This window comes from Mycobacterium sp. NPDC004974, from assembly GCF_053600815.1.
Genome location: NZ_JBSGAQ010000004.1, coordinates 316,977 through 329,061, shown reverse-complemented (window position 1 = coordinate 329,061; position 12,085 = coordinate 316,977). Strand labels below are relative to the sequence as shown.

Sequence of the window (12,085 nt, the reverse complement as noted above, 5' to 3'; positions counted from 1 at the left end):
CGGCGCACGATGATTGGCAGCTCCCCAGCAAACCGCTGGGGAGCTGCTCTGGTTTCGGTCCGCGGTTGTACTCTCGCGGGATGACAGCCGAACCAGCCCTGAACTTGACCGTCGATGAGCTCCTCACCACCACCCGCTCGGTGCGCAAACGTCTCGACTTCGATAAGCCGGTGCCGCGTGAGGTCATCACGGAGTGTCTCGACCTGGCACTACAGGCCCCCACGGGGTCGAATGCACAAGGCTGGCAATGGGTTTTCGTCGAGGACCCGGCAAAGAAGAAGGCCCTGGCCGACATCTACCGGGCCAACGCCTACCCGTACCTCGACCTGCCCGCGCCCGAGCGTGGCGACATCCGCGATCACCAGGCGGATGCCGTGATGAGCTCCGCCAGGTACCTCACCGACAACTTCGAGAAGGCGCCGGTGCTGATGGTGCCGTGCCTTGAGGGCCGCCCCGACGGCGCACCCGCCGGTATCGGTGCGTCCTACTGGGGGTCACTGCTGCCCGCGGTGTGGAGCTTCATGCTGGCGCTGCGGTCCCGCGGCCTGGGATCGGCCTGGACGACGTTGCACCTGCTCGGTGACGGCGAGAAGCAGGCCGCCGAACTGCTGGGCATTCCGTTCGATCGGTACGCGCAGGCGGGCCTGTTCCCGATCGCCTACACCTTGGGCACCGATTTCAAGAAGGCCAAGCGCCTTCCGGCCGAGCAGTTCTCGCACTGGGACAGCTGGTGAGCCCAGGGCGTCCTGGGGCGCCTGTTGCCCACCGGTGCAATTGTGAAGCCGCTGTATGAACTCTCTGTGAGATTCGGGCGTGGGTCGCGTGGCGGCCCACGCCCGCGGCGTAACTAGACGCCGCCGGCGAACCCGTGTTGGCGCCACGCCTCATAGGCGGCGACTGCCGCGGCATTGGACAGATTCAATGAGCGCCTGCCGGCGAGCATCGGAATGCGTACCTGTGCGGTGATATTCGGGTCGGCCAGAGTTTCTGCATCCAGTCCGGTGGGTTCCGGGCCGAACATCAACACGTCTCCCGGCTGGTAGGCGACATCGGTGAACGAGGTCGACGCGTGGGCGGTGAACGCGTACACGCGGGCCGGCATCAACGCCCGCCACGCGGCCGCCAGATCGGCATGCACGGTCACCGATGCCAGGTCGTGGTAGTCGAGGCCGGCCCGCCGCAGCTTGGGCTCGGACAGATCGAAGCCCAAGGGCTCGACCAGGTGCAGCTCGCACCCGGTGCCTGCCACCATCCGGATCGCATTGCCGGTGTTGGGTGCGATGCGGGGAGAAAAGAACAACACCCGGAACATCCGACGATGATCGTACGAATGCCCACCCGTGGGCGAATCGGGATGTAATTGAGGTCCGAATCGGCGCCCGGAATAGGGAGTGGAAATCGGCACGCGATTCGGCAAGGACAGCGCTGTTTGCTCGATTACCACACAACTGCGCTACGGCTCGGTCACGAACTCTGTCTGTTCAGTAAGAATTGTGGAAACGCTCGCGAGCTGCTGTCATACTCGTGCAATTGCCAAGGCGTTTGACGCCCGCCCGAGCGTGGGCGGAAACAGCAGGAAGTCCTATGAATCACGCCCCACGAGTTAATTGCGGCCACGCAGCCGGTACTACGGTTGGGCGCCGATGACTGCCTTTACGCAGCTGAAACAGGCTGACGGCACCCTCGTCGAATTCTCCCCAGCACCATCGGCTCCGGCCAAGCGCCCCTCGCGCTGGTCGCCGGCCAACTGGCCGGTCAATCGAAAAGTCCTTGCCATCGTCCTCGTGCCACTCATCCTGGCGGCGACGTTCGGTGGCCTGCGCATCTATGCCAGCGCCAGTGCGGCCGGAGATCTGCGGTTGGCGGCCGACCGGGCCGAAGTGATTCCCGACGTCGACAGGTACATGGCTGCGATGGAGGGCGTCCTCATCGCGGCTACCGAAGGCGGCGACGGTCAGTCGGCCGTGTCCACGTTCAATGAGCGCAAATCCGACTTGCAGCAACGAGTCGATGCCACCGATGTGTCTGAGGATGTCGGTCAGGCCGTGGCCGGCCTTCTCGGTAAGGGGCAGCAGCTTGTCGACGCGGTGATGTCCGAGTCGATCGATCTGCGTCAGCGCATCCTCGATTACGGCCCGCTGCTGCTGACCGGGGAAGCCGCCATCACGGGCTCGGTGCACAGCAACCAGCAGTCGGTTCAGGCTCAGGTTGAGGCGCTGGCCCGCGCGGTCGGCGCCCGCGGCCAGATGGCGATTCAGCGGATGCTGGTCAACCGGGGCGGGGACGAGCCGGAGCCGTTGTTGCGCACGTCGATGATCACGATGGCCGGTACCGAGCCGTCCACGGTCGCCGCACTGACGAAGGTGCTCGGCGGCGGTTCTGAGGCGGCGGCGACGCTTCGCGCCGAGATGGTCAAGCGCATGGCGATGATGTCGAATCCCGGCATCCCACTCGTCGGCAATCCGGACATGTTGGCCTCGCTGGAAGCGACCGACAAGATCGCCGGGCAGATCATCGAGGACACCACCACGGGCATTCCGGCCGCGGTGGAGGCCCAGGCCAACGATGCCCGCAACGACGCGATCCGCGACGCGATCCTGGTGGCGACCGCGATCGTCAGCGCCATGGTCATCGTGTTGCTGGTGGCCCGCTCACTGGTGCGCCCGTTGCGGACGCTTCGTGACAGCGCGCTCAAGGTCGCGCACCAGGACCTGGCCAAGGAGATCGAACGGGTCCGTGCGGGCGGAGAGTTGGTGCCGGTCACCCCGATCCCGGTGCAGACCACCGAAGAGGTCGGTCAGGTGGCCCATGCCGTCGACGAGCTGCACGAGCAGGCTGTGTTCCTCGCCGGGGAACAGGCTCAGCTGCAGTTGCAGGTCTCGGACATGTTCGAGACGCTGTCTCGCCGCAGCCGCTCGCTCGTCGACCAGCAGTTGTCGCTCATCGATCAGCTGGAGCGCAACGAGGACGACCCGGAACGTCTGGAGAGTCTGTTCCGGCTCGACCATCTGGCCGCCCGTATGCGCCGGAACGGCGCGAACCTGTTGGTGCTGTCCGGGTCCAAGCTGGCGCGTGAGCACAGCCGTCCGGTGCCGCTGGCCACCGTGATCAATGCCGCCGCCTCCGAAGTCGAGGACTACGCCCGCGTGGTCACCGCGTCGGTGGCCGACGTCGAGATCACCGGTTCGGCGGCGGGCGACCTGATTCACCTCCTGGCCGAGCTGCTCGACAACGCGCTGCGCTACTCGCCGCCGATCTCGCAGGTGCGGGTGTCTGCCGTGCACGCGGCCAAGGGCGCGTTGGTGATCGAGGTGAGCGATGTCGGCCTGGGCATGACCGAGGCCGATCTGCGGGTCGCGAACACCCGCCTGCAGTCCGGCGGTGAGGTCAACCCCTACACCGCGCGTCACATGGGTCTGTTCGTGGTCGGGCGACTGGCCACCCAGCACGGTCTGGTGGTGCGGCTGCGCAGCACCGTTGCCGAAGAGCCGAGTTCGGGTACCACGGCAGGGGTGTACATCCCGGCCACGCTTCTGGCCCGCGACGGCGGAGACTCGGTCGACGACCTTCCTTATGGCAGGCCCGTTGATGCCCACGCCGGGATCGCCACGGCCCTGTCGCTGGACGGCGATCCTGCCGATGCGTCGGCCTTGGGGTCCGGCGGAGCCGAGCCCCACCTCAACGGTGCCGAGATGCCGTTCGACCTGCTGCCGCAGCGCAGTCCCGGGGCCAGTGGCATCTCGGAGCTGCCGGGCACGCTTGCCCCGCAACCGGAACCGGCTGCCGAGGCGCCGGTCGAGGAGCCCGCGGACGAGCCGGTCGGCGAGTGGCCCCAGCAGTGGCCGGTGCACACCGAAGAGAGTGCGGCCCTGGCCAAGGGAGCAGCCAAGGGTGACGTCGCGGGTGCGGCCGACCCGGCGGCTGCCGAAGAGGACGACGTGGAGGCCGGGCGTCAGGCACCGACCAACACCTCGTCGTTCTTCGCCTCCCGAGGGCAGGCCGCCACGAACGGTGTCAACGGAGCCGGCGCCCTCAACGGTCACAACGGCCTGAACGGCCACAGCGGCCTCAATGGCGTAAACGGCCTCAATGGCGTCAACGGTGCGGCTCACCAAGCCGAGCCCGCACCCGAGGAGCCGGTCGGATCCACCGCGGTCGAGGCCGAGAGCCCCGAGGTCCAGGGCGACTCGATCTATCAGTCGATGGTCTCGGAATTCGAGATCGACCCGACGACCCACGTGCGCAGCGCCGACCTGGACTGGAAGACGGTCTGGGAGAAGGGCTGGACGGTGGCGGCCGCGGCGCAGGATGCGCCCGTCGAGCAGCACACCGAGGAAGGCCTGCCCATGCGTACGCCGGGTGCCCGCCTGGTGCCGGGTGGCGTGGCCGCAGCCGTGGGCGCGGCCGGCGAGTCCAACGGCCGTCACCGCAACGGTGGAGTGCACCGTAACGACGACGGCTCGGAGACGGTAGCATCGGCAGACGAACCTGACAGCGGCATGTTCGCGGCGTTCAAACCGCGTGACCCCGAGGCTGTCCGTACGAGCACCAGCAACCTTTTCGGAGGCGTGCACGCCGGACGATCGCATGCCCGTGAGACCAGAGGAACCGATAACGAATGACCCGCCCGACGCAGCGCGACTCCCTGGACTGGCTCGTGTCCAAGTTCGCCCGCGAGGTATCCGGGGTGTCCCACGCGGTGCTGGTTTCGGCCGACGGACTGCTGATGGCTGCCAGCGAACACATGCCGGTCGAGCGGGCCGACCAGCTCGCCGCGGTCTCCTCCGGCCTGGCCAGCCTGGCCACCGGGGCGTCCCAGTTGTTCAACGGTGGCCACGTGATGCAGTCGGTGGTCGAGATGGAGAACGGGTACCTGCTGCTGATGCGGGTGGGTGACGGCTCCAACCTGGCCACGCTGACCGCCCCGTCATGTGACATCGGGCAGGTCGGCTACGAGATGGCGATCTTGGTCGAGCGGGTCGGCGCGGTGGTTCAGTCTTCGCGCCGTACCCCGCAGCCGTCCTGAGTCCTCTGTCCCCTTCTGCCTTCGCGAGGTGCCTGTGGGCGAACCAGAACCCACCGATCGACCGAGTTTGGTGCGGCCGTACACCCTGACGGCCGGTCGTACCGACTCGCGCGTCCACCTTCCGCTGGAAGCGCCGGTACAAAAAACCGACACGACACGTGAACCGCGCTGGACTGGGCACGATGTGCGCGCACAGATCGTAGAGTTGTGCACCGGCAGTCCTTCGGTTGCCGAAATTGCCGCTCATTTATCTCTCCCGCTCGGCGTGGCGCGCGTGCTGATCGGGGACTTGGTGACGCAGGGTTATCTACGGGTGGAAGCCACCCTTGATGATTCGGCTAGCTTCGACGAACGCCGCGAATTGATTGGAAGGACCCTGCGTGGCCTACGAGCACTCTGAACCCCGCTCGGCCTCCGCCGGTGGCGCCCCCCGACGTGGGGCCGCCTCGACGAAGATCGTCATATCTGGCGGGTTCGGGGCAGGGAAGACAACATTCGTGGGCGCGGTCTCCGAGATCATGCCGCTGCGCACAGAAGCGTTGGTCACCAACGTGTCTGAGGGCGTCGACGCCCTGGACGGCACTCCAGACAAGCGCACCACCACGGTCGCGATGGACTTCGGCCGGATCACGCTGGACGAGGATCTGGTGCTGTACCTGTTCGGCACCCCCGGGCAGCGCCGCTTCTGGTTCATGTGGGACGACCTGGTGCGCGGCGCGATCGGTGCGATCATCCTGGTCGACGTGCGTCGCCTGCAGGACAGCTTCGCCGCGGTCGACTTCTTCGAGGCCCGCAAGCTGCCGTTCATCGTCGCGGTCAACGAGTTCGACGACGCGCCAAAGCATCCCACCCAGTCAGTGCGCAAGGCCCTGGCGCTGCCGGAACACATCCCGGTGGTGGCCGTGGACGCCCGCGACCGCAACTCGGCTAAGGCCGCGTTGATCGCGGTCACCGAGTACTCGCTGAGCACGCTTTCCGCGTTGCCTGGCTGAGGCGTGGTAGCTGACGAAACCGCCTGGGCGGACAGGGAATTCACCGGTCACGATTTCCGCGAGGAAGACCTGAGCCGGTTGCGCACCGAGCGCGTGGTGTTCACCGAGTGCGACTTCAGCGGTGTGGACATGTCCGAGTCGGAGCATTTCGGCTCGGCGTTCCGCAACTGCACGTTTCGTCGTGCCACGCTCTGGCACAGCACGTTCACCAACTGCAGTCTGTTGGGCTCGGTGTTCACCGAGTGCCGGCTGCGGCCCATCAAGATCGTGGAGTCGGATCTGACCCTGGCCGTTCTCGGCGGCTGCGATCTGCGCAGCGTTGACCTGTCGGGCTGCCGGTTGCGTGAGGCCAGCCTGGTCGGGGTGGACCTGCGCAAGGCGGTGCTACGGCAGGCGGACCTGACCGGCGCACGGGTGCAGGATGCCAAGCTCGACGAGGCCGATCTGCGTGGCGCCCGCGTCGACCCCACCTTCTGGACCACCGCGAAGCTGCGCGGCGCCAAGATCGACATCGCCCAGGCGCTGGCCTACTCAGCCGCCCATGGTCTCGACGTCCACGGCGGCTGACCTTTCCTGCCCAGCAGACACAAAACTGCCCCTTTTCCTGCGAAAAGGGGCAGTTTTATTGGGGGCCCTCCCGCTTGCGGGGGACTGCTCGTGGGAGGACTCAGCCGGCCTTGAGCCGGATCCGCCAGCGAACGAACCCCGTGTAGATGATGCACAGCAGCAACAGGATGCCGATGTTGATCAGCCACACCGTCGGGGTGTGCTTCCAGTGCGAATCGGCGGGCAGCAGCGGCGGCGGCACCAGGCGGGTCAGGTCGACGGTGGATGCGGAGGCCGCGAAGCCCCAGCGGGCCGGGGTGATCCAGGACAACTGATCGAGCACCACGCGGCCGGTCACCGGGATCATGCCGCCGGAGAACACCAGCTGACTCATCACGGTCACCACCAGCAGCGGCATGATCTGTTCGGCCGAGCGGGCCAGCGCCGACAGGGCCAGGCCCACCATCGCCGAGGCCACACACGTCATGGAGATGTCGATGAACAACTCCAGGTTGCGGCCGCCGATGAAGGCCCCGCTGTCGACTGAGCCCGGGCCCCAGCCCTTTCCGAGGATCGTGATCACCGTGACGATGGCCGACTGGATCACCGCGAACACCGCGAACACCGCGATCTTGGCCAGCAGGTAGGCCGTCGTCGAAAGGCCGACCGCCTGCTCGCGGCGGAAGATCGCCTGCTCGCCGATCAGCGCGCGGATGGTCAGCGCGGTGCCCATGAAGATGGCACCCACGTTGAGCATCACCAGGATCTGGCCCGGTTCGTTGGGTGCCTCGCCGCCTTGGACGGCCGGGACCGGCAGACCGAACCCGACGGTACCGGGCACCGACAGCGACAGCACTCCCATGATGAACGGCAGCATCAGCAGGAACGCGGTGTAACCGCGGTCGGACACGATCAGCCGGACTTGCCGGCGAGCGATCGTGGACAGCTGCCGGAACAGGCTGGTCTTGGCCGGCTCGCCCAGGTCGCCGGGCTGTGCCGACGACGGTTCGGCTGCCGGTGCCGGGCCGGTACGGGCCAGGTAGCGCCGGTTGGCCTCGACCGGATCGCCCGCGACGGTGCTGAAGATGTCGGCCCAGTTGGTGGTGCCGAGTTCGGGGCCGATCTGGTCGGGCGAGCCGCAGAACGCGGTCTTGCCGCCGGGGGCCAGCAGCAGCACCTGATCACACACGTCGAGGTAGGTCAGCGAGTGGGTGACGACCAGCACCACGCGGCCGGCGTCGGCCAGCTGGCGCAGCATCGTCATGACCTGGCGGTCGAGTGCCGGGTCCAGGCCCGAGGTGGGCTCGTCGAGGATCAGCAGTGACGGGCCGGTCAGCAGTTCGAGCGCGACCGAGGCACGCTTGCGCTGCCCGCCGGACAGCTTGTCGACGCGGGTGTCGAGGTGCTTGGTCATCTCGAGTTCCTCGAGCACCTGCATGACGACCTGTTCGCGGTCTTCCTTGGTGGTGTCCGGCGGCAGCCGCAGTTCGGCGGCGTACATCAGCGCCTGCCGGACGGTGAGCTGGCCGTGCACCACGTCGTCCTGCGGGACCATGCCGATCCGGGAACGCAGCGAGGCGTACTCGGCGTGGACGTCGTGGCCCTCGAAGGTGATGGTGCCGGTGGTCGGATGTGTGTAGCCGGCGACCTGTTTGGCGAACGTCGACTTGCCCGCACCCGACGGGCCGATCACCGCGGTGAGCGTGCCGGGCCGGGCGTCGACGGAGATGTTGTCGAGCAGCGTCTTGTTGCCCTCGATGGTCCACGTCAGACCGCGTACCTCAAGGCCGCCGGTGCGGGTGTCGGCCTCGGTCTCGCTGCGGCGGACCAGGGTGCCGCCGCTGAACACCAGGTCGACGTTGCCGATGGTGACCACGTCGCCGTCGTGCAATATCGCGCTGTCCACCCGCGCGCCGTTGACGAAGGTGCCGTTGATGCTGCGCTCGTCGCGGATCTCGGTGCCGCCGGTCAACGGGATCAACGTGGCGTGATGGCGTGAGGCCAGCACGTCGGGGATGACGATGTCGTTGTCGGTGGCGCGGCCGATCTTCACCGCACCTGCCGGCGCCGCTGCGGTGCGCCCGGGCCGCAGGATTTTCATCATGCTGGTCGCGATGTTGCCGCCGGCCTCGCTGCCGCCGCGGTCCGAGGCGGCGGCCGGCGCCATCGAAGTCGCTGCCTGGGACGGGTTCGCCGGGGCCGGGGAGCGAACCGGTTGCGACTGGTACGCCTGGGGGCCGCTGGGATATCCCGACTGCGGTCCGCTCGGATAACCACCCTGGGGGCCGCTCGGATATCCGGTCGGCGGGGTCGGGTAGCGCGGCTGCGGGCCGGACGAGTATCCGGGGCGCTGGGGCGCCGGCGGCTGCCCGTACTGCTGACGCCCGGGGGCCGACGCCTGAGTGGGCCACGCCCCGCTGGGCCGGTTCCCGATGGGTACCGCCGCGGTCGGTGTCCGGCCGACGGAGCCCTGGTGCCGTCCGACCTCGAAGGTCACCTGGGGTCCGTCCGGGTTGCCGATGTTGACGACCTGGCCGTCGTGGATGTCGATCGAGGGCACCCGGCGGCCGTTGGCATACATGCCGTTGAGGCTGCCGTTGTCGATCGCGATCCACCGACCTTGGTCGAAACGCAGCACCAGGTGGGCGCGCGAGATCAGCGGGTGGGCGATGCGGACGTCGGCACGGAGGTCTCGGCCGATGACGACATCGTTGCCCGGGGCAAAGGTACGGGTCGATCCGTCGTAACGAACAGTCAGCGCAGGGCTCATCGCGCTCAACTCTATCGGTACTTTTCGCCGGGGCTGGGCCGTTGCGGAGGTGTCGCGGCGTGTGACTATGGCTCACATGGTTTCTGAAGGGGCGCAGAAGACGGCCGGCCGCGTGCTGAGCCTGCTGAGGGCGGTCGGCACGATGCTGGCCGGCGCGGCGGTGGTGTTGTTGGTGTGGGCCGCGGCGCTGGGTGCATGGGCGCGGTTGGTCGCACCGCGCAGCGCCGGGGAGAGTTCCTGGTACGTGCTGGGCCTGCACCGGTGGGGCGACGCCCTGCCGAACCGGATGGCGTTGGTGGTGGCGGTGATCGCGGTGGTGCTGATCGCGGCGATGGCCTACGGCGTCTGGCGCGGCCACACCGGCCGTGACCTGGCGGCCACCCCGGCCGGGGCGGCAGGCGTGGCGGCGCTGCTGGTCATCGCGTACATCACCCAGGGGATCCCGGCGTTCTACCGGATGGCGATGGACAACGCGCCGGTTACCGCGGCACTGCCCGCCGGGATGGCGTCGTGGTGGTTGTGTCTGGCCGGGGCGGCGGCGACCTTCCTGGCGGCACGGGCCTTCCCGCGGTTGGAGCGCGGCGCGGTGAAGTTGCTGGCTGTCGGCGCAGCGATCGCCGTCGTGGTTGCCGCGGTGGTGACCGTGGGTGCGTTGCGCGCCGGTGATGACGGCCGCTTCGTCGATGCGACGACGGCGGCAGCTAGCGATGTTCCGGCGATGCCCGGTGCGCTGGGGCAGCGCACGTTCACGGTGTCGGCGCCCGACGCGTTCACCGACAAAGATGTGCCGTTGTACGACATCGCTGCCGCCGGAGCCGGTTTCGCCGTCTATCAGAAGGGCCGCATCACGGCCTATGGCGCCGACGGCAAGGAGCGCTGGTACTACTCACGGACCGGGCCCGGGGAAGTGCGCGTCAACGGGATGCGCGTGGTCGACGATGGCGCCACGGTGCTGGCCTTCATCGACGCCGGGCTCGTCGGCCTCGACGCCGTCACCGGCGACCGGCTGTGGACCAGTGGCGATCCGGATCTGCTCGAGGCGGCCCGTGGGCGCTACCGATTCGCCACCGGACCGTTGGTGGTGGGCTGGAACGACGAGCAAATGTGGACCCGGTACGACAGCCGGACCGGCCGGCCGATGTGGAACGTACGTGCGCCGCATCCCGATTGCGGCATCGTCGAACCAACCGTGACCTCGTCGGGTGTGGTGTCCGCGGTGCAATGCCGGGACGGCAAAGTCTGGTTGACTGTGCTCGATCCCCAAACCGGGGAAATCGGTTGGGACACCACGCTGTTCGAGAGCCACATCGACCCGGCGGCGCCGATCGAACAGCGCTACCTCAAGCTCGGGGTGAGCGTCGGCAACCGCGTCGGAGTCTTCGTGTCGGCCGTCGGACCCGGTGCACCGGCCGGAGCGATGTACGCCAATATCGTCGACCGCACCGTCAGTACCCTGCCGCCTCGCGGACGCCCCAGTGAATCATCGGGCCTCAACGACGACTTCCTGGTGTGGTACCTCGAGGACGTGTCGACCCGCCTGACCCTGTTCGGCCCCGACGGACGCGAACGATGTGGCCTCCCCAGCGATATCGAGCCGGTCCGGTCGAACGTGCCGAGTCGGCCGGTCGATCAACCGGCCTACTTCACGGCGTCCGGTTCCCTCGTCGTCGCCGACCGCGGTCCGCGCGGCGGCGCGGCATCGTTGCGCACGTTCGATGCGAAGTCGTGCGCTCAGACCGCAGCGGTGCCCGTGAAATCGGTCGAAGGATTCGTCCCGGCGCCGGGCGCGGTGCTGGTGCTGTGGCGTGACGGGCAGACGCTGCAGATCGACGGGTACACGGACTAAGTGGGACTGTTGGCCAGCGTGGGCACGGCCTCTTCCGGGTAGCGGTCCTGGGCGTCCCAGACGTCCCAGGTCTGCACCGCCCAGAACACGGCGAACAGCACGATGAGGATGAGTTCGACGGTGAGCACCCCGAAGTGCCATCCCAGGATCAGCAGCACGACGCCGGCCACGACGGTGATCAGCATCAGCGCGGCGATCGCCGCATAGAACCGGGCCAGGTGCCGGCGCACCGCGGCCCTGGCGTAGCACGCGTGGTAGACCGCCACGAGTGTGATGGCCAGGAACATCGCGACCGCCGCGATGGCGTGTGCGTGATCGGCAAACCAGTCCCAGAGCATGAGCGGCGCCCCGGCGATCGCGAGGATCACCAACACTGTGGGCAGCCATTTCTCGGATCGCAGCAACGCGGTGGCGACGGTCTTCCACAGGGAGGCGGCCTCGGCGCACGACAGCGGGGACGGCACGGGTGCGTCCCTGGGGCGGCGCCAGTGGTCCAGCGTGAAGTACATGGTGGCGCCGACGGCCACGGCCACGAACAGCGCGGCGACGTTGTTGGCGACGCCGCCGAACGGGTCGGCCACGCTGGGAAGCCACGGCTGACACAGGTCGGCGGGACCGGTGGGCACCAGGGCGACGATGAAGGCCAGGAATCCGGCATAGTTCAGCAGCGCCTCTTCGCCCACCCGGCTGCCCTTGTAGGCGATCAGGCAGATGCCGATGGCGCACAGGGAGGCAAGGAACACCGCGTGGGTGCGGGTGTAGAAGAACGCGCTGATGGAACCCTGCGGGCAAGTGTGCGCCCAGGTCAACGCGAGAGAACACAACAGGAACACCACCAGCGCCACCAGACCGACCCGCACGTAGCGGTAGGTCACCATGGTGTCGCTGGGGTTGCCGACCATGGA

At 67.9% G+C, this 12,085-nt stretch carries 10 protein-coding genes; 7 read left to right on the top strand and 3 right to left on the bottom strand.

Annotated features, from left to right (window positions below; translation table 11 throughout):
• The first annotated feature begins 80 nt into the window (after window positions 1-80).
• Entirely contained in the window at window positions 81-734 is a 654-nt protein-coding gene (locus ACWEFV_RS12455) for a nitroreductase family protein (RefSeq protein WP_135453073.1), read from the top strand.
• 113 nt (window positions 735-847) lie between these two features.
• Here the strand turns inward: ACWEFV_RS12455 and ACWEFV_RS12450 are convergent, their stop codons facing one another.
• Window positions 848-1,312, bottom strand: a complete 465-nt coding sequence (locus ACWEFV_RS12450) for a tRNA (cytidine(34)-2'-O)-methyltransferase (protein WP_135453074.1) — start codon at window positions 1,310-1,312, stop codon at window positions 848-850.
• 331 nt (window positions 1,313-1,643) lie between these two features.
• Between ACWEFV_RS12450 and ACWEFV_RS12445 the strand changes: the two genes are divergently transcribed.
• The 5 genes from ACWEFV_RS12445 to ACWEFV_RS12425 are packed head-to-tail and all read left to right on the top strand — an operon-like array spanning window position 1,644 to window position 6,585.
• Window positions 1,644-4,622 (top strand): HAMP domain-containing sensor histidine kinase, encoded by a 2,979-nt coding sequence (locus tag ACWEFV_RS12445; protein ID WP_135453075.1) that lies wholly within the window; start codon window positions 1,644-1,646, stop codon window positions 4,620-4,622.
• Window positions 4,619-5,026, top strand: a complete 408-nt coding sequence (locus ACWEFV_RS12440) for a roadblock/LC7 domain-containing protein (protein WP_019346515.1) — start codon at window positions 4,619-4,621, stop codon at window positions 5,024-5,026. The genes ACWEFV_RS12445 and ACWEFV_RS12440 overlap by 4 nt, the downstream gene beginning before the upstream one ends.
• Window positions 5,027-5,060: 34 nt before the next feature.
• On the top strand, window positions 5,061-5,426 hold the full coding sequence (locus ACWEFV_RS12435; protein WP_135453076.1) for a DUF742 domain-containing protein: 366 nt from the start codon (window positions 5,061-5,063) through the stop codon (window positions 5,424-5,426).
• On the top strand, window positions 5,407-6,018 hold the full coding sequence (locus tag ACWEFV_RS12430; protein ID WP_450070391.1) for a GTP-binding protein: 612 nt from the start codon (window positions 5,407-5,409) through the stop codon (window positions 6,016-6,018). The genes ACWEFV_RS12435 and ACWEFV_RS12430 overlap by 20 nt, the downstream gene beginning before the upstream one ends.
• Window positions 6,019-6,021: 3 nt before the next feature.
• Window positions 6,022-6,585 carry a pentapeptide repeat-containing protein gene (locus tag ACWEFV_RS12425; RefSeq protein ID WP_135453077.1) on the top strand — a complete coding sequence of 188 codons (564 nt, stop codon included), beginning with the start codon at window positions 6,022-6,024 and terminating at the stop codon, window positions 6,583-6,585.
• Between the two features lie 100 nt (window positions 6,586-6,685).
• On the opposite strand, the gene ACWEFV_RS12420 is transcribed toward ACWEFV_RS12425, so the two are convergent.
• Window positions 6,686-9,334 carry an FHA domain-containing protein gene (locus ACWEFV_RS12420; RefSeq protein WP_167857755.1) on the bottom strand — a complete coding sequence of 883 codons (2,649 nt, stop codon included), beginning with the start codon at window positions 9,332-9,334 and terminating at the stop codon, window positions 6,686-6,688.
• 76 nt (window positions 9,335-9,410) lie between these two features.
• Here ACWEFV_RS12420 and ACWEFV_RS12415 point away from each other — a divergent pair, with 76 nt between their 5' ends.
• A complete protein-coding gene (locus ACWEFV_RS12415; RefSeq protein ID WP_450070390.1) occupies window positions 9,411-11,180 on the top strand; it encodes an outer membrane protein assembly factor BamB family protein in 1,770 nt (589 codons plus the stop codon).
• On the opposite strand, the gene ACWEFV_RS12410 is transcribed toward ACWEFV_RS12415, so the two are convergent.
• On the bottom strand, window positions 11,177-12,082 hold the full coding sequence (locus tag ACWEFV_RS12410) for a diphosphate--fructose-6-phosphate 1-phosphotransferase (RefSeq protein WP_450070389.1): 906 nt from the start codon (window positions 12,080-12,082) through the stop codon (window positions 11,177-11,179). The two genes, ACWEFV_RS12415 and ACWEFV_RS12410, sit on opposite strands and share 4 nt — an antisense overlap.
• Between the last annotated feature and the right edge of the window lie 3 nt (window positions 12,083-12,085).

Bases quoted from the DNA above. Each gene is read 5' to 3' on its own strand.
- ACWEFV_RS12455 (WP_135453073.1), top strand. From the start codon at position 81: ATGACAGCCGAACCAGCCCTGAACTTGACCGTCGATGAGCTCCTCACC.
- ACWEFV_RS12450 (WP_135453074.1), bottom strand. From the start codon at position 1,312: ATGTTCCGGGTGTTGTTCTTTTCTCCCCGCATCGCACCCAACACCGGC.
- ACWEFV_RS12445 (WP_135453075.1), top strand. From the start codon at position 1,644: ATGACTGCCTTTACGCAGCTGAAACAGGCTGACGGCACCCTCGTCGAA.
- ACWEFV_RS12440 (WP_019346515.1), top strand. From the start codon at position 4,619: ATGACCCGCCCGACGCAGCGCGACTCCCTGGACTGGCTCGTGTCCAAG.
- ACWEFV_RS12420 (WP_167857755.1), bottom strand. From the start codon at position 9,334: ATGAGCCCTGCGCTGACTGTTCGTTACGACGGATCGACCCGTACCTTT.
- ACWEFV_RS12415 (WP_450070390.1), top strand. From the start codon at position 9,411: ATGGTTTCTGAAGGGGCGCAGAAGACGGCCGGCCGCGTGCTGAGCCTG.
- ACWEFV_RS12410 (WP_450070389.1), bottom strand. From the start codon at position 12,082: ATGGTCGGCAACCCCAGCGACACCATGGTGACCTACCGCTACGTGCGG.